This is a genomic window from Solibacillus palustris (assembly GCF_022549215.1).
Taxonomy (GTDB): domain Bacteria; phylum Bacillota; class Bacilli; order Bacillales_A; family Planococcaceae; genus Solibacillus; species Solibacillus daqui.
Genome location: NZ_JAKZFC010000005.1, coordinates 78,001 through 99,632 on the forward strand (window position 1 = coordinate 78,001; position 21,632 = coordinate 99,632).

Below are 21,632 nucleotides of genomic sequence, written 5' to 3' on the forward strand. Positions count from 1 at the left end.
GCAATCTGACTCCTTTATTTCCTAGGGTTTCTAAATAATAAATAGATGAAGTAAGGAGCACCAATGGCAGCGGTAAATACACCAGCTGGTACTTCTAATGGACTAAATGCAGTGCGACCAATAATGTCTGCAACCATAACGAGTAATGCGCCTATTGCTGCGGATGTTGGTATTAAAACACTAAATGATGGACCTACAATGCGTCGAGCAATATGTGGTGCCATTAAACCGACAAACCCTATTGCACCAGCGAAAGAAATGGCGCTGGCTACTAAACTCGAGCTTAGGATTAATAAAAGGAGACGTGTTTTTTGAACAGATTGTCCTAAACTCCCCGCCATATCATCACCCAGTTCTTGGACATTTAATTGTCGTGTAATAAAGATTGTGATAAGTAGAAGTGCCAGTATCACTGGGATAATTATTTGAACCTGTTCCCAAGTTGCACTTTTAACACTTCCTGTTATCCACTTATTCGCTTCACTTGCCTTATAAATGGGACCAATAATCATCAGCATCGTTGTGATAGCTTGCATAAAAGCAGAAACACCGATACCGATTAATACAAGGCGGTTGGGTGTTACACCATCTTTCCAAGCAAATAGGTACACGATCATACCAACGAAAGTAGCGCCGATAAAACCAGCTAGTGGTAGCCATTCAATACTAACTGTTAAAGAATGATTAGAATCACTGAAAATGGCTAAAAAACCAACAACAGCAACACTACCACCAGCTGAAATGCCAATTATATCAGGAGAAGCTAGTGGATTTTTAATAATTCCTTGTAAAATGGCACCTGCTACTGCCAATGCCATTCCTGCAAAAGCAGCAATAAAAATTCTTGGCAATCGGAAATCGACAATAATTAATTGATCGAATTCAGTACCTTTACCCATAAGAACTTGAAACACCTTAACAGGATTAATAAATGATTCACCTAATGAAGCACTAAATAAGAAAACAGCTATTGCAATAATGCTAATAATCGATATTTTTTTTGAGGCTCTCACATCAAGTAAAAAGGATATTTTATTTTGTAATAAACGAATGGGTTTGAAATGCTTCATTATTTTTTTCCACCTTTTCGCGCAAGGTAAATAAAGAAAGGTGTCCCGATTATTGCTGTCATAACTCCTACTGGTACTTCTTGAGGCATGATGATATAACGGGCTGTTACGTCTGCAAGTAGTAAAAGAATGCCACCTAATAAAGCAGCCATTGGGATAACCCAACGATGATCTGTACCAACAAACTTTCGGGCAAAGTGGGGTACCACAATCCCAATAAAACCTATAGGACCAGCAATTGCAACTGAACCACCGGCTAATAGAATAACAATAAGACCAACCGCTACCTTCATGAATCCTAAAGGTAACCCTAATCCTTTTGCTACATCATCTCCAAGCGCAAGAATATTCATTTTTGAAGAAATCAGTAGAGCGGCAATCCAACCAAATACTAAATAGGGTAGTACAGCAAGTAAGATTTCAAGCTTTCTCCCTTGTACAGATCCAGCCAACCAGAATAGTACTTGGTCGAGCTCTGCTTCATTTGTTGCTAGTAACCCTTGAGTAAAAGACGCAAATAAAGCACTAATAGCTGCTCCAGCTAAAGTTATTTTGACAGGGGTTATTGCATCTCTACCTGACGAACTAATGCCATAAACAGCTAGTGCTGCAATTGTTGCACCTAAAAATGCAATCCATGCAAAAGATTGCAGACTTGATATATGGAAGAAAATCATTGCAAATACGACTGCGAAGCCGGCTCCCGCATTAATTCCTAGTATCCCAGGCGAAGCTAAAGGATTCTTCGTTAATGTTTGCATAAGTACTCCAGTTATAGCTAAGGAAGCACCCACACAAGTAGCAATGAGAGCTCTCGGGATGCGAACGTTTTGAATGATGATGTGTTCGTTAGAATTATTGAATTGTGTAAATGATTGATACGTTGTTTGGATGGAAGTATCTGCATAACCATATACAATACTTATGCCCATGCATAAAAGTAAAAGTAGCGCTCCAACTATTAATGCAATCATTTTTGAAAAATTACTTTTAAAAATCATATAATGTCAAACTCTTTTCTAAATAGATTGTTTTTACAATAAAAAATAAAATTTTATTTTTTATTTATTGACAGCAAGAGATTCTTACAATATTATTATTATCGTTCTCAAGTAAATGAAATTGATTCTCATTTTCAAAAATCTACTTAAACATTCTATCACATACATTGGGGGAAGAAAAGATGCAAAAAGTATTTCGTAAATTACTAGTATTGCTTGCAATAGTGGCTGTATTTGCCCTAGCTGCATGTGGCAATACAAAAGAAGAACCGAAAGAACAAAAATCAAATGAGAGTAAAGCGTACACTGTACAACAAGCTATGGGTACAACAGAGGTACAAGATACACCAAAACGTGTGGTTGTTTTAACAAATGAAGGAACAGAAGCAATTTTAGCTTTAGGTATTAAGCCAGTTGGAGCAGTTCAATCTTGGACAGGTGATCCTTGGTACGATCATATTAAGGACGATATGGAAGGTGTTGAAGTTGTAGGCACTGAAAGCGAAGTCAATATTGAAAAAATTGCTTCATTGAAGCCCGATTTAATCATTGGGAATAAATTAAGACAAGAAAAAGACTACGAAAAACTGAGCAAAATTGCTCCAACAGTATTCTCAGAAACATTACGTGGTGATTGGAAAGAAAACTTCAAACTATATGCAAAAGCAGTAAATCTAGAAGCTAAAGGTGAAGAAGTTTTAAAAGCTTACGATGATAAAGTACAATCTGTCAAAGGGAATTTAGGCGATAAAACAAATCAAGAAGTTTCATTTGTCCGTTTTATGGCTGATAAATCTCGAATCTATTATACTGATTCATTCTCAGGAGTTATTTTTGATTCATTAGGATTCAAACGTGTACCAGCCCAAGCTGAATTATTTAAAGATAATGCAAAATTAGGGAATTTAGCTGTTGAAGTTGGAAAAGAAGTAATTCCGAAAATGGATGGAGATGTAATTTTCTACTTTACTTACATGCCAAAAGATGATAATTCAGCATTAGCTACTGAAACAGAGTGGACACAAGATCCACTTTGGAAAAATCTAACTGCTGTACAAAAAGGAAATGCACATAAAGTTGACGATGTAATTTGGAATACTGCAGGTGGTATATTAGCAGCTAACATTATGCTTGACCAAATAGAAGAAATCTTTACGAAATAAAAGTTTTTTATATCTAAAAGGCACTTCACTTATTATATGAATAAAAAACGCTATACTTTTATCGACATAATGATGAAAGTATAGCGTTTTTCATTTATCGTCCCTACTAAAAGCTATACTGAAATACTATTTGTATTTTGTGCAATGTTTAACTATATTTCCTTTAACGTAATGAAGTTCTCTTTTATGAATGAATTTGCTATAATTCAATGGAATTTGGAAAAGAAGTGAGGATTTACATGGAAAAGACAGTTTATCAATCACGTAATTCTGTGAAAAATGTTATACAGGAATATATATTTGTAATTGTTGGTGCAGCGGTGATTGCACTTGGTTTCAATGTTTTTTTATTCCCAAACCAAGTCGCCTCTGGTGGAGTTAGCGGAATTAGTACAATATTACACGGTATGTTTGGTTGGAATGCGGGGATTGTACAATATGCGTTTAATATACCATTATTCATTGCAGGTGTTTTAGTTCTAGGGAAGAAATTTGGTGTGAAGTCTCTAGTAGGGACATTGGCGTTACCAATGTTCGTTATTTTCACAGAGGATTGGGAGCCTTGGACACTAAATCCGTTATTAGGTTCAATTTTTGGTGGAATCATCGTTGGTTTCGGAATTGGTTTAGTGTTTAAGGGTAATGCATCTACTGGTGGAACAGACTTGTTAGCACAGATTATTACGAAATATACAGGTCTAACCCTTGGAACGAGCGTGCTGTTAATTGACGGAATTATTGCAGTGAGCGCGGCAATTGTATTTGATTTAGAAAAAGGGTTATATGCACTTATTGGCCTTTATGTGACAACAAAAACAATTGATATTATTCAACTCGGTTTTAGTCAATCTAAAATGGTCTATATTATTACACAAAGGGAAAACGAAGTGCGTGATGCAATTTATAAAGAAGTTAACCGTGGTGTTACGAAGCTGTCTGCAATTGGTGGGTATACAGGTGAAAATCGCCCAGTGCTGATGGTTGTTGTCTATCAAACAGAGTTCACAAAGCTGAAACAAGTGTTGAAAGATGTTGACCCACTAGCGTTTGTTATTGTTTCGGACGCATATGAAGTGTTGGGAGAAGGTTTCAAACAAGCGTAAATTTGTTATACTAGTGAACGAATAGAAAAGTTCATTTTTGGAGGGGTTCAGAATGAAGAAAAGTTTACTTTCTACAATTGTATTAGGGTCTGCACTATTTTTAGCAGCATGTGGTGGCGGTGATTCAGAATCATCAAACGGAGAAACAGCAGAATTGGATGGTAAAAAAATCGTACAGCAATCTTGTGCAACTTGTCATGGTGGTCAATTACAAGGTGGAAGTGCGCCAGCGTTAGATAAATTAGGCGCTACTTACACGCAAGAAGAAATTTTAGATATTATTTTAAATGGTAAGGATCGCATGCCTCCTGGTATTATTAAAGGAGAAAAAGCTGAAGCTGCAGCTGAATATTTATCAGGATTAAAGTAATTTATCTATAAAACGGTGGGGCGAATAGGCTTCATCGTTTTTATTTTCAAAAAATTAAGTTCAGATTATATAGCAATTGTTGGTTACATGTTAAAATACAGTGGAGATGGGTTGAAGATAGGAGAGTATCAAATTCATGATTCAAGTAATCACAAGAGATGTTATGGAAAAATTTCAGTTGGAATTAGTAAGTGGAGAAGTAGGAATTGGGCGCTATATTACTACAAGTGATATTTCCCGCCCAGGGCTAGAGATGGCAGGTTATTTCACACACTATCCGGCAAATCGTGTGCAATTGTTAGGAAAAACCGAGCTATCGTTTTTTGAAATGCTGCCTAAAGATGAAAAAGTAAGCCGCATGAAGCGTTTATGTTCTGAGCAAACACCAGCAATTATTATTTCACGTGGTTTGGAAGTGCCACAGGAATTAATCGATGCTTCCAATGAAAATCATGTGCCTGTACTGATCACGTCCCTAACAACAACTCGTTTTTCAAGCCGATTAACGAACTTTTTAGAAAGTAAGTTAGCACCAACGACAGCGATGCATGGTGTACTTGTCGATGTATATGGTATTGGCGTATTAATTATGGGGAAAAGTGGAGTAGGGAAAAGTGAAACTGCACTTGAACTTGTGAAAAAAGGTCATCGTCTTGTTGCCGATGATAGTGTGGAAATTCGCCAAGAAGGTGAAAATATGTTAATTGGTAGTCCACCGCCATTACTGGAACACTTACTTGAAATTCGTGGTATAGGTATAATTGATATTATGACGTTATTTGGCGCAAGTGCTGTGCGTCCGTATAAACGCATTACTTTAATTATTGAACTAGAGAACTGGGATCCTAATAAGTTTTACGATCGTCTAGGATTAGATGAAGAAAAAATGAGAATCATTGATACCGAGGTTACAAAGCTAACCGTTCCAGTACAGCCTGGACGAAATGTATCGGTAATTATTGAAGTTGCTGCAATGAATTATCGCCTGAAAAAAATGGGTGTGAATGCAGCGGAGGAATTTTCACGTCGATTAGATGATATGCTTGTTCCTAGAGATGAAATGGATGATTTTTAATCAGTTGTTGGAACTGCATATACGTCAACGTGATAATGCTGTAATTGAAGGGAGAATATTATGTCATCAGTTGTTTTAGCCATTAACCCTGTTGCCTTTCATTTGGGACCTATCCCGGTGTACTGGTACGGAGTTTTAATTGGATTAGGAATTGTACTTGCTTATTTTATTGCGCAGCGTGAATCGGTGCGCCATGGTTATGATTCAGAGTATATTGCTGATTTATTACTTTGGGCAGTGCCGATTTCGATTTTATGTGCGCGTATCTATTACGTTTCAATGAAATGGGATTATTATAGCCAAAATCCGGGCCGTATTATTGAAATTTGGAATGGTGGAATTGCCATTCATGGAGCGCTAATTGGAGCATTTATTACGGCTTACATTTTTACGAGAAAACGTAAAACGAGTTTTTTACATTTGGCAGATATCGCTGCACCGAGTATTTTGATTGGTCAAATTATTGGTCGTTGGGGCAACTTCGTCAATCAAGAAGCATATGGTGGGCCTGTTAGCCGCAGTTTTTTAGAAAATTTATTTTTACCAAACTGGATTATTGAGCAAATGTATATTAAAGAAGATGGTACATATGTTCATCCAACATTCTTATATGAGTCATTATGGAATGTCATCGGCTTAATTATTTTATTATTCGCCCGCAAGTGGAACTGGCGTCGCGGCGAAATGTTTTTCTTCTATTTAATGTGGTATTCATTTGGACGCTTCTTTATCGAAGGTTTACGTACAGACAGCTTATATTTAGTAGGTGACTTACGTTCAGCACAAGTTGTTTCGATCATTGGCTTTGCAGTCGGATTAATTTGTATTATTTACCGCCGTGTGAATGTGAAACCTGCTATTTATTATTTAGATAAAGATAAAGCAACGACAACACCGGCGAAGAAAAAACAAACGAAAAAGAAATAATGATGTAGACCGTTTGCAATTGTTGCGAACGGTTTTTTACAAGAAAGAGGCAATAAAATGAAAACAACCGCACTTTTATTTGATTTTGATGGTACGTTATTAAATACCAATGACTTAATTGTTCAAACGTTTATGTATATTTTTGACGAAAAATTTCCGGGGAAATATTCGACACAAGACTGCTTACAATTCATTGGTCCGTCATTGAAGCAGACATTTGACGAAATAACGCCAGGTGAAACCGATGAGATGATTGCTAAGTATAAAGAATGGAATGCAGCGAATCACGACGCACTTGTCACAGGCTATGATGCTGTACTTGAAACATTAGAAGCGCTTCATACAATGGGTATTAAATTAGCAATTGTTTCGACAAAAAGTGGTGAGGGCTTAGCACGTGGCTTAAATATCTTAAAAGCAGAGCACTTATTTGAAGTGATTGTAGGAGTAGATGATGTTGAGCATGTAAAGCCGCATCCTGAACCAGTATTATTAGCACTAGAAAAATTAGGAGTACCAAAAGAAGAAGCGATTATGATTGGTGATAATTCGCATGATATTGAAGGGGGAAAAAATGCTGGTGTGCGTACAGCAGGGGTGGCATGGTCTGCAAAAGGTGTCGATTTTTTAAAAACTTTCGAACCGACATATATGCTGCATCATATGCGCGACTTACTTGAAATTGTGAAAGGGGAATAGCGATGAGACGAACGGAGCGCTACCGTGTACAAGGTGCGAATTCATTGTGGAATGTCTATGAGACGGTGTCGTTTTGGAAAATTATGAAATGCTTTACGGTTATTCAAATTGGTCGAATCACACCGTTTTTATCAGTGAAAAATTGGCTATATCGTACTTTTTTAAAAATGAAAATTGGTAAACAAACGTCAATAGCGTTAATGGTCATGCCAGATTCGATGTTTCCGGAACGAATTTCAGTTGGTGATAACACGATAATAGGTTTTAATACGACAATATTAGCGCATGAATATTTGATTGAAGAATATCGTTTAGGTGATGTTGAAATTGGTAGTCATGTCATGATTGGTGCAAATTCAACCATTTTACCGGGGGTTAAAATAGGTGACGGTGCGATTGTTTCAGCCGCGACGCTTGTTCATAAAGATGTACCGGCTGGGGCGATGGCTGGTGGAAATCCAATGCGTATTATTTTTACTGCAGAAGAGATGGCAGAGCGTAAAAAATCAGACAATCCGGTTTGGCAAAATAAATAATACAAAGGCAAAATCTCATTCTAGAGGTTTTGCTTTTTTCTTACGCACAAATACTAATGACGTAATGGGATCCAGTATGTCACGTCAAAGTTGATGAGAAATTGGTGTATAATGAAATATATCAGAAAATTCAATTTAATAAATCTATTAAGAATAGTGGGTTGACTGTAATCAGTTCTAGCAGTAAAATACTTTCATACACTAGTGATTTATCACTCTAGCAGATTAAAGTGAAGATCGGAACGGAAATCTTATTTAAAGTTTAGGATGTGTCAAAATGTCAGCAATTAAAATGTTTGAAAAACCTCTTGGGATGCGCGATACATTTCCCAATATCTACGAAAAATTAGAACAAATCCGCTCAACAGGACGAGAGCTACTTCGAGGACGCGGCTACGAATTTATTAAAACCCCTTCTGTTGAATATTACGATACAGTCGGCAAAGCATCGGCAATTTCAGATGCGCGTCTTTTTAAATTAGTTGATAATCAAGGAAATACGCTTGTATTACGACCAGATATGACAACACCGATTGCGCGTATAGCGACATCGAAATTATTAAAAGAAAAAATTCCACAACGCCTAGCTTATTTTGCCAATGTGTTTCGTGCACAACAGCGCGAAGGTGGCCGCCCAGCAGAATTCGATCAAATGGGCATCGAACTAATTGGAGATTCAAGTGTTTTTGCTGATGCAGAAGTCATTATGACAGCGATTGATTTAGTAAAGGCCTATAACATTGAAGATTTCAAAGTAACAATTGGTCATGCAGGTGTATTAAGTTGCATTTTAAAAGACTATACAGAAAGTGAACAACAAGCAAAGGCGTTAAATGAACTCCTTGTAAAACGCAATTATGTAGGCTTTGAAGAGGCGGTACTTGCTTTTGATTTACCGAAAACAAAATCGGATGCTTTACTGGCTTACATTGAAGAAGCGATTAGCCTACCTTCAATTGAAGCAATTGAAAAATATGTACGTAAAAACGAGGCACTTGAATATATGCGTAATTTATCGCGTATTTTAGATGCTGCGGGCTATGAGCCGTATATCGCCTTTGATTTTACACTTTCAAGTCATATGAGCTATTACACAGGGATGTTATTTGAAGTGTTTGCATCAGGGAGTGGATTCCCATTAGGTAATGGTGGTCGCTATGATGGACTCTTAGAGCATTTCGGTTCACAGGTTGGTGCAACAGGCTTTGGCTTACGTGTAGATCGTGTATTTGAAGCGATGCCAAAAATCGAAATCGACAACAATGATGTGCTTGTATTATTCTCAGCGGAGCGTTTTTCTGAAGCAATGACACTGGCGCAACTTTTACGTGAACAAGGTAAACAAGTGACATTCCAAGCATATGAAGGTATCGAAAATGTGAATGCACTTAAAGCACAATTTAAACTAGTAAACGAATTTAAAAGCAAGGAGGCATAAGCATGAAAGCACTAACTATTGCGATGCCAAAAGGTCGTATTTTTGAAGAAGCATATGTGATGTTACAAGAAGCAGGCTTTAACCTTCCAGAAGAAGTAGAAATGACTCGCAAGCTGATGATTGAAATTCCAGAAGAACAAATTAGCTTCATTTTAGCAAAGCCAATGGACGTACCGGTTTATGTAGAGCATGGCGTTGCAGATATCGGCATTGCTGGTAAGGACGTTTTACTCGAACAAGCACGTACAGTCCATGAGCTACTCGATTTAAAAATTAGTGAATGCTATATCGCATCAGCTGGGTTACCCAATACAACAATGAACGAAATTGCACCACGCATAGCGACAAAATATCCAAACATCGCGATGAAATATTACAAAGGGATCGGCGAGCAAGTGGAAATTATCGAATTAAACGGTTCGATTGAATTAGCACCAATGATTGGCTTATCAGATCGTATTGTTGATATCGTTTCAACAGGTCGTACATTAAAGGAAAACGGCTTAATCGAATATGAGCGCATTGCAGAGGTTTCTTCACGTTTAATTGCCAATCCAGTAAGCTACCGTATGAAGAGCGAGCGTATTCAAGACTTAGTAACACGCTTAAAAAAATGTGTGAAATAAGAGAGGCTTCGTTATGAAAATTACAACGTTAACAAGTGATATTTCGTTAAAACGCCAGCTAGAGCAAGGCAACGAACAGCAACTGCAAACCGTACGTGAAGTCATTGCAGATGTTCGTGCAAAAGGCGATGCGGCGATTAAATACTATAGTGAAAAATGGGACGGTTTTGCACCAGAAAACTTACGTGTGACTAAGCAGGAAATTACAGATGCAGTAAATAATTTTGACTCCCAATTATATATGGATTTACAAGAAGCAGCTGACAATATTCGTCTGTATCATAATGAACAAAAGCGTAACGGATTCCAATTACCGCTTGCTGATGGTTCTTATTTAGCGCAGCGTATTACAGCACTTGATGCGGTTGGTTTATATGTACCAGGTGGTTCAGCAACGTATCCATCTTCGGTACTAATGAATGTGATCCCGGCGCAAGTAGCGGGCGTAAAACGAATCGTTATTACATCACCTGCTGGTAAGGATGGTAAATTACCAGAAGCCGTGTTAGTAGCAGGACATATTTTAGGGGTTACAGAAATTTATAAAGCGGGCGGTGCACAGGCGATTGCCGCACTTGCTTATGGTACAGAAACGATTGCACCGGTTGATAAAATTACAGGTCCAGGTAATATTTACGTCGCCTTAGCAAAACGTGAAGTGTTCGGTGAAGTGGCGATTGATATGATTGCCGGTCCTTCAGAAATTTGCGTATTAGCAGATGATACAGCCTATGCGGATGAAATTGCAGCGGATCTTTTATCACAAGCCGAGCATGATACATTAGCGTGCGCAGTATTAATTACGACGAGTGATGATTTAGCCGATGAAGTAGCCGAGCAAGTTGAAATACAGTTAAGTAGATTACCACGTGAAGCAATCGCACGTAAAGCGATTGAAAACTTTGGTCAAATATATGTGGCAGAATCAATCGAAGAAGCTGTACGTGCGGTAAACTCTTTAGCGCCTGAGCATTTAGAAGTTGTAACGGAAAATGCAGAGCAAGTATCACAGATGGTTACGCATGCAGGTGCGATATTCATCGGGCGTTATAGCTCGGAGCCAGTGGGAGATTACTTTGCAGGAACAAACCACGTGTTACCAACAAACTCAACAGCACGTTTTGCAAGTGGCTTAAATGTTGATGATTTCATAAAACGTACGAGCGTTGTGTATTATAGTCAAAAAACATGGCAACAAAATGCGTCAAAAATTGCCAGACTAGCTCGTTTAGAAGGGTTAGAAGGACATGCTCGTGCAGTAGAATCACGTGGATGGGATAAAGGAGACGAAGCATAATGCGTTTTGCAAAAATCGAACGAAATACGAATGAAACAAAAATCGCAGTAGAACTAACTTTAGACGGTACAGGTCAAGCAGAAATTGAAACAGGCGTTGGTTTTATGGACCATATGCTCGACCTTTTCATTAAGCACGGTTTGTTTGATGGCAAAATTATTGCTAATGGCGACACGTGGATTGACGATCACCATACAACAGAAGACATCGGTATCGTATTAGGTCAAGTATTCCGCGAAGCATTAGGTGACAAAAAAGGGATTAAACGTTATGGGAATGCTTTTGTACCAATGGATGACGCGTTAGCACAAGTTATAGTTGATTGTTCGAATCGCCCACATTTAGAGTATCGTGTGACACCAACTCTTAATGCTAAAGTTGGTACATTTGATACAGAATTAGTACATGAATTTTTATGGAAGTTTGCATTAGAGGCTCGCATTAATTTGCATGTTCTCGTGCCTTATGGTCTAAATACACACCATATTATTGAGGCCATCTTTAAAGCAGTAGCACGTGCGTTAGATGATGCAATCCAAATTGACCCACGCGTAAAAGGTGTGCCATCAACGAAGGGGCTGTTAACGTGAAAATTGGTGTAATTGACTACGGAATGGGTAATCTATTCAGCGTTGAGCAGGCGTTAAAAAAGCTTGATGCTGAAGTTATTGTTACAAGTGATAAAGCGCAATTGCAAGCGGTTGATGCATTAGTACTACCAGGTGTTGGTGCATTTCCAGATGCAATGAAACGCCTAGAAGAAACGGATTTAATCGATTTCATTCAAACAACAAAAAAGCCACTACTAGGAATTTGTTTAGGGATGCAGCTGTTATTTGAAGAAAGTGATGAAGTTACACAAACAAAGGGACTTGGCATTTTCACTGGTCGTATAAAGCGTTTTGAAGGAGTTTCGCGCATTCCACATATGGGGTGGAATAATTTGGAGTTACAACAAACACCCAATTGGCTAAATGTGCAATCATTACCAGAAGCGCGTCATGTGTATTTTGTGCACTCATTTTATGCGAGCGATATGAATGTCGAGGAACTCGTTGCTTATGCGGATTATGAAAATATACAGGTACCAGGAATTGTTTCAGAGGAAAACTTTACAGGCATGCAGTTCCATCCTGAAAAATCAGGTCAGTTTGGTGTGCACTTATTAACAGCGTGGGCGAAAGGGGTTATGGATACAGTATGTTAACGAAACGAATTATTCCGTGCCTCGATGTAAAAGAAGGCCGTGTTGTAAAAGGTGTACAGTTTGTGGAGCTGCGCGATGCAGGTGATCCAGTTGAGCTAGCGAAATTTTATGATGAGCAAGGTGCAGATGAGCTTGTATTTTTAGATATTTCGGCCTCACATGAAGGGCGCGAAACGATGGTGGACGTGGTACGCCAAACAGCGTCCACATTAGCCATTCCATTTACAGTTGGTGGTGGCATTCGTACATTAGATGATATGAAACGTATTTTACGTGCAGGTGCTGATAAAGTATCTGTAAACACGTCTGCACTAGAACGCCCAGAGCTAATTAAAGAAGGCTCTGATTATTTCGGTTCACAGTGCATCGTTTGTGCGATTGATGCGCGTTACTCAGAAGAAGATGCGACATGGATGGTTTATACACATGGCGGTCGCAATAAAACCGAGTGGAAAGCAGTCGACTGGGCAAAAGAAGCAGTTCGACTTGGTGCGGGTGAGATTTTACTAACGTCGATGAATCAAGACGGCGAAAAATCAGGTTTCGATTTGGCGCTTACAAAAGCGGTACGTGATGCTGTAACTGTGCCGGTTATTGCAAGTGGCGGTGCTGGTAATGCCGAACACTTCCGTGAAGTACTTCAAGATGTTGATACAGATGCTGCACTTGCTGCAAGCATTTTCCACTATAAAGAAACGAGCGTAGCCGAAGTAAAAAGCTACTTACAAGAAAAAGGGGTTCACGTACGATGAATGTAAAGTTTAATGAGCAAGGTTTAATTCCTGCTGTAGTCCAAGATGCACAAACAAAAGAAGTATTAACAGTAGCTTATATGAACGAGGAATCATTACAAAAAACGATTGAAACGAACGAAACATGGTTCTTCTCTCGCTCACGCAACGAATTATGGCATAAAGGTGCAACGAGCGGTAACACGCAACAAGTTGTATCAATTAAAGCGGACTGTGATCAAGACGCGTTAGTAATCGAGGTGCTTCCAGAAGGCCCAGCTTGCCATAACGGTACAACATCATGCTTTACTGAAACAATTGTAGATAATGTACGCCCAGGGTCAGTGGCAATTTTACCGCAATTAGTTGAAGTTATTAGACAGCGCGAAATCGATATGCCAGAAGGTGCATATACTACGTACCTATTTGAAAAAGGAATCGATAAAATTTGTAAAAAAGTCGGGGAAGAGGCGACTGAAGTAGTAATTGGTGCGAAAAATCGTGATAAAGAAGAAGTGAAATGGGAAGCAGCAGACCTCATCTATCACCTATTAGTTTTACTACAGGAACAAAAAATAGATGTGTATGAGGTGTTAGAAGTACTACAAAAACGTCACGAAGGTAAAAAACCACAAAAATAATGAGCAAATTTCACGACTTTGTAATGTGAGGTTTTATGCTAATGAGCATAAATATGCTATAATAATAAGAATTGATTAAGGAACGACACCATGCTCGTTCCTTATTTCTTTGTATAAAAACAAGTATAGCCTTTCATATAAAGTAAACGAACGGAAATTTACTCGGAGGAATTTTATTGGAAAATAAACGTTTAAAAGAAAAATCTACTAATGTCGTGTCGTTTGTTCCGAATGGTGATTATTACTACAATAAAGCATTAAAAGCGATAGATCGTGATGAAATGGATAAGGCGTATAAGTACATTAAACGTGCCGCAGATTTAAGCCAAGATGACGCACATGTGCTATTACAATATGGCATTTTAGAAATGGAATTACAAAATTTCGACCATGCGTATGAATTGATTCATACGGCATATAGTATTGAGCCAAATGAGGCAGAAATTGTGTTTATGTTAGCTGAAGTTTCAGGCTGTATCGGACATATTGCAGATGCACAAAAATATGCAGCGAAATATTTAGAGATGGATCCAAATGGTACATATATTGAAGATGCTACAGAAATTTTGGACTTCTTTGATTATGTATCGGAATCAGAGGCAATCGAAGACATGGATGAGTATGATGGCGAGAAGCTCGTTGCACAAGAAAAAGCACGCCGTCTAATGGAACAAGGTAATTTTCAGTCTGCAATTGAAGTGTTGGAGCAGACAATAGAGGAGTTTCCGGATTTGTGGAACGCCTATAATAATTTAGCACTGGCATACTTTTACATTGGTGAAGCCGAGCAAGCGCGTGCGCTACTATACAAAGTGCTACGTGAAAACCAAGGGAACTTGCATGCTTTATGTAATTTAGCGGTATTTGCTTACTACGAAAAAAACAATGAAGAGCTTGGTAATTTACTAGAACTTTTAAATAAAATTCAGCCATATGATTGGGATAATCGTTATAAGCTAGGTGCTACTTTTGCATTAATTGGTGAATATGAAAGTGCATACAAGTGGTTACGTTCGATGAGTAAGCGTGGCTATGAGGGCGACGCTGGATTTTATTTTTGGTTGGCGCAATCAGCACATTTCACTGGACACAAACAAAGAGCAAATGAGGCGTGGCAAACACTCATTAAAATCGACCCGACAAAAGAAGGCATGGAGCCATGGTTGCATGGTGAAGTTGGGCGAATGGGTAACTCTGCAGAAAACCATCGTGATTTCATCATTCGTCAATTATCAGATGAGCACGAATCGAGCCGATTGTTCGGATTATTTTTGCTGAAACGTTCTGCGCATAGGCAAGAAATTGTGGCCCATCCTACATTATTAAATGTGACAAGTTTTTCTGAACTTGAAAAATTAAGCTTGGCGTATGCTCTTGAATACGAATTTAATCAAGCCTGTAAGGAAGAACAGACATTTTTAAGCTTTATGCAAGTTGCAGAATTAATCGTCCAAACAAATGAAGCTATTAATTTAGAGGTCGCACAAATTTTAAGCACTTGGTTTGCACTTGGGGAAATAGCATTTAAGCAAGGCTATGCATTCAAAAATAGCGCGGCATTAGCAGCATCAATTGAATATTCATTTCATGTAGCAATTGAAAATAAAGTAACCAAAAAGGAAATGGCTGAGAAATATGGTATTTCCACATCGACTTTAACGAAATATAACGATGAATTATATAATTTTGTACCAACCGACTATGAATAAGCAGTAAATTTGTATTTGTTACAGTAATCTTATACGATAAATACTAGGAATTGGTACACGCAAGAGGAGGATTTTCATGTCAGAAGAAAAAATTTATGATGTTGTCATTATCGGAGCTGGTCCAGCAGGGATGACAGCTGCCGTTTATACATCTCGCGCAAATTTATCAACATTAATGATTGAACGTGGGATTCCAGGTGGTCAAATGGCGAGCACAGAAGCTGTAGAAAACTACCCAGGTTTTGATACAATTTTAGGTCCTGAACTTTCAACGAAAATGTTCGAACACGCGAAGAAATTCGGTGCAGAATACGCATACGGTGATGTTTCAGAAATCATTGACGGTGAAGACTACAAAACAATCATTTCAGGCAAAAAACAATATAAAACACGCACAATTATTATTACAACAGGTGCAGAATATAAAAAATTAGGCATTCCAGGCGAAACAGAGCTTGGCGGTCGTGGCGTAAGTTACTGTGCTGTATGTGACGGTGCGTTCTTCAAACAAAAGAACTTAATCGTTATCGGTGGTGGTGACTCGGCAGTAGAAGAGGGCGTTTACTTAACTCGTTTTGCGGATAAAGTAACAATCGTTCACCGTCGTGATAAATTACGTGCACAAAAAATCTTACAAGACCGTGCATTTGCAAATGAAAAAATCGACTTCATTTGGAATTCAACAGTTAGCGAAATTCACGAAGTCGGTGGTAAAGTAGGTAAAGTAACGTTAGTATCAACAGAAGATGGTTCAGAATCTCAAGTAGAAACTGACGGCGTTTTCGTATATGTGGGTATGCTGCCGTTAACTGCACCATTTGCACCGTTAAACATTCTTAATGATGCGGGCTATATTGTAACAAACGAAAAAATGGAGACAGCAGTGCCAGGTATTTATGCAGCTGGTGACGTTCGAGACAAAATGCTTCGTCAAATTGTTACAGCAACAGGTGATGGTAGTATCGCAGCGCAATCAGCACAACATTACATCGAAGAATTAAAAGAAAAAATAAATCAATAATTCTTTAACATAATTGTAATCGAATCGTTACAAAGGTAGGGTATACTAAACATATGAATTCGTTTTAACCCCCTTATAATCAAATTTGTTTAAGGTTGTTTCGAGCGTACCTACGCCGAAGCGACCTCTTTTTGCGTAGTTGGCGTTTTGGTATACATTAAATGGAAACGTGTGCTTTTACGGAATGCATAGGACAAGGTATAATAGAAGTAAGCTTACATGAAAGAATTGAGGTGTTAAATATGCAACGTATTACGAATTTATTAGCTATAAAGGATGGAAAAGTATTATTACTCCAAAAGCCGAGGCGCGGTTGGTTTGTTGCGCCAGGAGGGAAAATGGAGTTAGGGGAGTCCATCTATGAATCCGCTGTACGCGAATTTCAAGAAGAAACAAACTTAACACCAAAAGCTGCTCATTTAAAAGGCATATATACAATGGTTATTAAAAATGAAGATATAGTAGTCGACGAGTGGATGCTGTATACATTTGTTGCAAATGATGTGGAAGGTACACAATTTATTGAAACACGCGAAGGAATTTTAGGTTGGCATTCCATTGACAGTATCAACGAACTTCCGATGGCTGAAGGTGATCGAACTAATTTATTGTTTGCAGCGTTAAACAAAGGTATACAATATGGTACATTTGAATATACAGAAGATTTTGAGTTGATTAGCGAAAAAATCCAAAATTCAATCGAAGAAAACTAGAGGAGGAGAAATACTGTGGGGAGTTTGAGCTATACACATGAGTTGGTCATTATTACAGGGATGTCGGGCGCAGGTAAAACAGTTGCTGTTCATAGCTTTGAAGATTTAGGCTATTACTGTGTTGATAATTTACCGCCAGATTTATTAATTACTTTTTTGGCGTTAATGAAGGAATCTGAAAAGAAAATATCCCGTATTGCTGTTGTGATGGATTTACGTGGGCGTGAGTTTTTCGATTCGTTAATTGAAACGCTAGATACTCTTTTAGAAGAAGAGGATTTATTAGCACGTATTTTATATTTAGATTCGGATGATGCCACGCTTGTGCGCCGATATAAAGAATCACGCCGCTCACACCCATTAGCTCCTCAAGGGTTACCACTTGAAGGAATCCAGTTAGAGCGCCAATTATTATCTGAATTAAAAGGACGAGCAAAAACGATTGTTAATACTTCTTCGTTAAAACCGCGTGAATTACGTGAGCGCATCGCTCAAGAGTTTGATAATCAAAGTAGCCCCTCGTTTTCAGTAAATGTCATGTCGTTTGGCTTTAAGCATGGTATTCCAATTGATGCCGATTTAGTATTTGATGTGCGCTTTTTAAAAAATCCTTATTATGTGGAAGAACTTCGTCATAAAACAGGGCTTCAAACAGAAGTTTCATCGTACGTATTAGCAACTGATGAAACACAGCAGCTTATTGCTAAATTAACTGACCTGTTTGCCTTTATGATTCCACAGTACCGTAATGAAGGGAAATCACAGCTTGTTATTGCATTTGGCTGTACAGGTGGTCAACACCGCTCCGTAACACTTGCAGAATACTTTGGTAAGTTTTTAACAAAAAATGATCGAGTTATTATTTCACACAGAGATATCAATCATAGGAAGGATTGATAGCATGAAAAAAAAGAAAACGCGCATCGTAGTCATTGGGGGAGGCACAGGGCTATCGACAGTGCTACGGGGATTAAAGCTGCATTCGTTTGATATTACAGCGATTGTTACAGTAGCAGATGATGGTGGCTCTTCTGGGCGACTACGAGATGACTATGATATACCACCACCTGGGGATGTACGAAACGTTATTGCGGCGCTATCTGATGTGGAACCATTAGTCGAGCAAATGTTTCAGTTTCGCTTTTCGCAGTCCAATGATTTGAATGGACATTCTTTAGGCAATTTAATGCTAACAGCGCTTACCGAAATTACAGGTGACTTTAACCATGCCATTGCTGAAATGAGTAAGGTATTAAATGTTCACGGTAAGGTCGTTCCAGCTGCAAATAAAAAAGTGACACTGCATGCCGAACTAACGGACGGAACAACAATTGTTGGAGAATCCAAAATTCCATCAGGTCATGCGCCTATTAAACGTGTTTTTTTAGAACCAAGTAATTTAAAGCCGTTGCCAGCAGCAATACATGCGATTGAACGTGCCGATTTTATTTTAATTGGTCCAGGAAGTTTATATACTAGTATTATTCCAAACCTTTTAGTAAAAGGAATCGGGCAAGCGGTCGTAAAGGCAAAAGGCGAAAAAATATATATTGCAAACTTAATGACGCAGCAAGGAGAAACAATCAATTATTCAGTATCACAGCACATAGAAGCAATTCATGAACATGTTGGTGAATCCTTTATCGAATCCGTGTTGTTTAATGAAAAAGATTTACCTCCTGCAATTTACGCTCATTATCGTGAAGAAAATGCAGATCCCGTACATTTTGATGTTGAAAAATTAACTCAAATGGGTTTGAAAATAATAAAAAAAGAAATTGCACTTATTGAAGACGGCACAGTACGTCATGATGCAAAAAATTTAGCAGATTGGCTATGTGATTATGCCGCACAAAAGCAACAATAAATGCAGTACTAAATACTACATAGTTTGCTAGAAAGGGGGAACACCGAAATGTCATTTGCATCAGAAACAAAAAAAGAGCTCACGCAAATTGAAGCGGATGACACAAGCTTAAAAGCTGAAGTGTCCGCCCTTATACGAATGAATGGATCCTTAAGTTTTGCCAATCGTCAATTAAGTTTAGATGTACAAACGGAAAATGCAGCGATTGCACGTAGACTTTATACAATTGTTAAAAAGCTTTATCCTTATAATGTTGAGTTGTTAGTACGCAAAAAAATGCGCCTAAAGAAAAACAATGTATACATTTGCCGTGTACGTGAAGGGGCTCGTGAAATTTTAGCGGATTTAGAAATTGTTTCGAATTCTTTCGAGTTCAATCATACAATTGCACAGTCGATCATTCCAAAAAATAATCAGCGCCGTGCTTATTTACGTGGTGCGTTTTTAGCCGGTGGTTCAGTGAATAACCCGGAAACGTCTTCGTATCATTTAGAGATTTATTCGCTTTATAAGGAGCACGGGGAGGCGTTGGCTGATCTGATGAACCACTATGATTTGAACGCGAAAACGATTGAACGTAAAAAGGGCTTTGTCACGTATTTAAAAGAGGCAGAAAAAATTTCGGACTTTTTAAATTTAGTAGGTGCGACTTCAGCTATGTTAAAGTTTGAGGATGTCAGAATTGTACGCGATATGCGTAATAGTGTAAACCGCATTGTAAACTGTGAAACTGCTAATTTAAATAAAACAATCGGCGCGGCATTACGCCAGGTCGATAATATTCGTTTTATTGACAACGCGATTGGTTTAGATCAGTTGCCAGAAAAACTACGGGAAATTGCACGATTACGTGTCGAGTATCAAGATGTCACGTTAAAAGAACTAGGTGAAATGGTTTCAACGGGAGTTGTTAGTAAATCGGGCGTGAATCACCGCTTACGCAAAATCGATGAAATCGCGGAAGCACTTCGTCGCGGAGAGCAGATTTAGAAAGGCAAGTTTTCGAAATATTGCATTCTATTGTTGTTCTTTTCGGATAATTTCGATAAGATGAAATAAATAAGGTGATGTACGGATGTGAAAGGGTGTATTTCAAAATGATCGAAAAACAAGTAGAGGTCAAGCTAAAATCAGGATTACAAGCAAGACAAGCTGCACTATTCGTTCAAGAAGCGAATCGTTATAAATCAGATGTCTTTTTAGAAAAAGAAGCGAAAAAGGTGAATGCCAAATCGATCATGGGCATTATGAGCTTAGCGGTAGCAAAAGGTACGACAGTGACGCTAAGCGCAGATGGGCATGATGAAGAAAAAGCGATGCATGCGCTACAGCTATTAATCGAAAAAGCAGATTAATTTTTGAAAGCGTAATCATAGAGGTGTTCGTGAAATAATTTCATGAGCACTTCTTTTTTGTATGTAAAGTGAGATAGAGTTAATTTGCTATAAAAACAATAATGAATAGATAATAATGAAATTTAATAGTGAGGTTACTCATTATTTAGGGACGATTTATTAAGTAACCTTGTTAAATTTTTTCGCGTGTTTTACAAAATGAAATTGCGGATAGGCTTTTAGAGAACATTCCAGTAGATCAACATGGGGTATTACTAGACTTACTGAAGCGATTGAATAAAGAAAAATATCAGGCTACAAATATCGAATAACAGTTAGAATGGCTATACTAATCAGCTCGGGCGATATTAGCGCGAGTTGTGTTATCTAGTGCTACCTCTTGTTGTTTACACAAGCTAATTTTAAAACAAAAAAGCGGCAGAATCGCTCTGTCGCTTTTAATAAAAATTATTTTTTAAGTTGGTTACGCTCGTAGATTTTATCGATTAAACCGTATTCTTTTGCTTGCTCAGCAGTCATGAAGTTATCACGGTCTGTGTCGCGCGCTAATGTTTCGTATGGTTGACCACTGTTTTCGGCCATAATTTTGTTTAATTTTTCACGTAAGAATAAAATACGTTTTGCCGCGATTTCAATTTCAGTCGCTTGCCCTTGTGCACCACCAAGTGGTTGGTGAATCATTACTTCGGCGTTTGGTAAGGCAATACGTTTACCTTGTGCACCAGCCGATAATAGGAATGCGCCCATAGAAGCTGCCATACCGATACAAATTGTTGATACATCAGGTTTAATGAAGTTCATTGTATCGTAAATCGCCATACCAGAAGTAATTGAACCACCTGGAGAGTTGATGTATAAGTAGATATCCTTATCTGGATCTTCTGCTTCTAAAAATAAAAGCTGAGCTACGATTGAGTTGGCAACGTTATCGTCGATTGCGCTACCTAATAAAATGATACGGTCTTTTAATAAACGTGAGTAAATATCATATGCACGTTCGCCGCGGTTTGTTTGTTCAATAACTGTAGGAATTAAGTTCATTGAAAAATCCTCCCTTTGTTAAAGCCTATTTTCGTATACCTT

24 protein-coding genes are annotated in these 21,632 nt (G+C 38.2%); 21 read left to right on the plus strand and 3 right to left on the minus strand.

What is annotated here, in order from left to right:
* Positions 1-14: 14 nt before the first annotated feature.
* The gene (locus LZ480_RS13270; RefSeq protein ID WP_241369952.1) at positions 15-1,070 is read right to left on the minus strand and encodes a FecCD family ABC transporter permease; all 1,056 of its coding nucleotides are present in this window, start codon (positions 1,068-1,070) and stop codon (positions 15-17) included.
* Positions 1,070-2,071 (minus strand): FecCD family ABC transporter permease, encoded by a 1,002-nt coding sequence (locus tag LZ480_RS13275; protein ID WP_241369954.1) that lies wholly within the window; start codon positions 2,069-2,071, stop codon positions 1,070-1,072. The genes LZ480_RS13270 and LZ480_RS13275 overlap by 1 nt, the downstream gene beginning before the upstream one ends.
* Positions 2,072-2,253: 182 nt before the next feature.
* Between LZ480_RS13275 and LZ480_RS13280 the strand changes: the two genes are divergently transcribed.
* The 21 genes from LZ480_RS13280 to LZ480_RS13380 all read left to right on the plus strand — a co-directional run bounded on the left by LZ480_RS13280 (position 2,254) and on the right by LZ480_RS13380 (position 20,549).
* Positions 2,254-3,234 (plus strand): ABC transporter substrate-binding protein, encoded by a 981-nt coding sequence (locus LZ480_RS13280; protein WP_241369956.1) that lies wholly within the window; start codon positions 2,254-2,256, stop codon positions 3,232-3,234.
* A gap of 239 nt (positions 3,235-3,473) precedes the next feature.
* On the plus strand, positions 3,474-4,337 hold the full coding sequence (locus LZ480_RS13285; protein WP_241369957.1) for a YitT family protein: 864 nt from the start codon (positions 3,474-3,476) through the stop codon (positions 4,335-4,337).
* 52 nt (positions 4,338-4,389) lie between these two features.
* Complete coding sequence (gene cccB, locus LZ480_RS13290) at positions 4,390-4,707, plus strand: cytochrome c551 (protein WP_241369959.1); 318 nt, start codon at positions 4,390-4,392, stop codon at positions 4,705-4,707.
* A 136-nt stretch (positions 4,708-4,843) separates the two neighbouring features.
* The gene (hprK, locus tag LZ480_RS13295) at positions 4,844-5,782 is read left to right on the plus strand and encodes an HPr(Ser) kinase/phosphatase (protein WP_241369961.1); all 939 of its coding nucleotides are present in this window, start codon (positions 4,844-4,846) and stop codon (positions 5,780-5,782) included.
* 60 nt (positions 5,783-5,842) lie between these two features.
* Complete coding sequence (gene lgt, locus LZ480_RS13300) at positions 5,843-6,709, plus strand: prolipoprotein diacylglyceryl transferase (protein WP_241369963.1); 867 nt, start codon at positions 5,843-5,845, stop codon at positions 6,707-6,709.
* Between the two features lie 57 nt (positions 6,710-6,766).
* Positions 6,767-7,408 (plus strand): pyrophosphatase PpaX, encoded by a 642-nt coding sequence (gene ppaX, locus LZ480_RS13305; protein WP_241369965.1) that lies wholly within the window; start codon positions 6,767-6,769, stop codon positions 7,406-7,408.
* Positions 7,409-7,410: 2 nt separating this feature from the next.
* Positions 7,411-7,944 (plus strand): acyltransferase, encoded by a 534-nt coding sequence (locus LZ480_RS13310; protein ID WP_241369967.1) that lies wholly within the window; start codon positions 7,411-7,413, stop codon positions 7,942-7,944.
* A gap of 277 nt (positions 7,945-8,221) precedes the next feature.
* Positions 8,222-9,382 (plus strand): ATP phosphoribosyltransferase regulatory subunit, encoded by a 1,161-nt coding sequence (locus LZ480_RS13315; RefSeq protein ID WP_241369969.1) that lies wholly within the window; start codon positions 8,222-8,224, stop codon positions 9,380-9,382.
* 2 nt (positions 9,383-9,384) lie between these two features.
* Positions 9,385-10,008 (plus strand): ATP phosphoribosyltransferase, encoded by a 624-nt coding sequence (gene hisG / locus LZ480_RS13320; protein ID WP_241369970.1) that lies wholly within the window; start codon positions 9,385-9,387, stop codon positions 10,006-10,008.
* Positions 10,009-10,021: 13 nt separating this feature from the next.
* The gene (hisD, locus tag LZ480_RS13325) at positions 10,022-11,305 is read left to right on the plus strand and encodes a histidinol dehydrogenase (protein ID WP_241369972.1); all 1,284 of its coding nucleotides are present in this window, start codon (positions 10,022-10,024) and stop codon (positions 11,303-11,305) included.
* Entirely contained in the window at positions 11,305-11,895 is a 591-nt protein-coding gene (gene hisB, locus LZ480_RS13330) for an imidazoleglycerol-phosphate dehydratase HisB (protein WP_241369973.1), read from the plus strand. The genes hisD and hisB overlap by 1 nt, the downstream gene beginning before the upstream one ends.
* On the plus strand, positions 11,892-12,512 hold the full coding sequence (gene hisH / locus LZ480_RS13335) for an imidazole glycerol phosphate synthase subunit HisH (RefSeq protein ID WP_332844041.1): 621 nt from the start codon (positions 11,892-11,894) through the stop codon (positions 12,510-12,512). The genes hisB and hisH overlap by 4 nt, the downstream gene beginning before the upstream one ends.
* A complete protein-coding gene (hisF, locus tag LZ480_RS13340) occupies positions 12,506-13,264 on the plus strand; it encodes an imidazole glycerol phosphate synthase subunit HisF (protein WP_241369975.1) in 759 nt (252 codons plus the stop codon). Before hisH ends, hisF begins: the two co-directional genes overlap by 7 nt.
* Positions 13,261-13,884 carry a bifunctional phosphoribosyl-AMP cyclohydrolase/phosphoribosyl-ATP diphosphatase HisIE gene (gene hisIE / locus LZ480_RS13345; RefSeq protein ID WP_241369977.1) on the plus strand — a complete coding sequence of 208 codons (624 nt, stop codon included), beginning with the start codon at positions 13,261-13,263 and terminating at the stop codon, positions 13,882-13,884. The genes hisF and hisIE overlap by 4 nt, the downstream gene beginning before the upstream one ends.
* A 176-nt stretch (positions 13,885-14,060) precedes the next feature.
* A complete protein-coding gene (locus tag LZ480_RS13350; protein ID WP_241369979.1) occupies positions 14,061-15,593 on the plus strand; it encodes a tetratricopeptide repeat protein in 1,533 nt (510 codons plus the stop codon).
* A 76-nt stretch (positions 15,594-15,669) separates the two neighbouring features.
* Positions 15,670-16,614, plus strand: a complete 945-nt coding sequence (gene trxB, locus LZ480_RS13355; protein WP_241369981.1) for a thioredoxin-disulfide reductase — start codon at positions 15,670-15,672, stop codon at positions 16,612-16,614.
* Between the two features lie 242 nt (positions 16,615-16,856).
* Positions 16,857-17,327: an NUDIX hydrolase gene (locus LZ480_RS13360; RefSeq protein ID WP_241369982.1), complete on the plus strand. Its 471-nt coding sequence runs from the start codon at positions 16,857-16,859 to the stop codon at positions 17,325-17,327.
* A gap of 15 nt (positions 17,328-17,342) precedes the next feature.
* Positions 17,343-18,224 carry an RNase adapter RapZ gene (gene rapZ / locus LZ480_RS13365; RefSeq protein WP_332844042.1) on the plus strand — a complete coding sequence of 294 codons (882 nt, stop codon included), beginning with the start codon at positions 17,343-17,345 and terminating at the stop codon, positions 18,222-18,224.
* A 4-nt stretch (positions 18,225-18,228) separates the two neighbouring features.
* Entirely contained in the window at positions 18,229-19,194 is a 966-nt protein-coding gene (locus LZ480_RS13370) for a gluconeogenesis factor YvcK family protein (RefSeq protein WP_241369985.1), read from the plus strand.
* 48 nt (positions 19,195-19,242) lie between these two features.
* Entirely contained in the window at positions 19,243-20,184 is a 942-nt protein-coding gene (gene whiA / locus LZ480_RS13375; RefSeq protein WP_241369986.1) for a DNA-binding protein WhiA, read from the plus strand.
* Positions 20,185-20,291: 107 nt separating this feature from the next.
* The gene (locus LZ480_RS13380; RefSeq protein WP_241369988.1) at positions 20,292-20,549 is read left to right on the plus strand and encodes an HPr family phosphocarrier protein; all 258 of its coding nucleotides are present in this window, start codon (positions 20,292-20,294) and stop codon (positions 20,547-20,549) included.
* 447 nt (positions 20,550-20,996) lie between these two features.
* Here LZ480_RS13380 and clpP read toward each other — a convergent pair whose 3' ends face one another.
* Complete coding sequence (gene clpP / locus LZ480_RS13385; RefSeq protein ID WP_241369989.1) at positions 20,997-21,590, minus strand: ATP-dependent Clp endopeptidase proteolytic subunit ClpP; 594 nt, start codon at positions 21,588-21,590, stop codon at positions 20,997-20,999.
* Positions 21,591-21,632 lie beyond the last annotated feature (42 nt).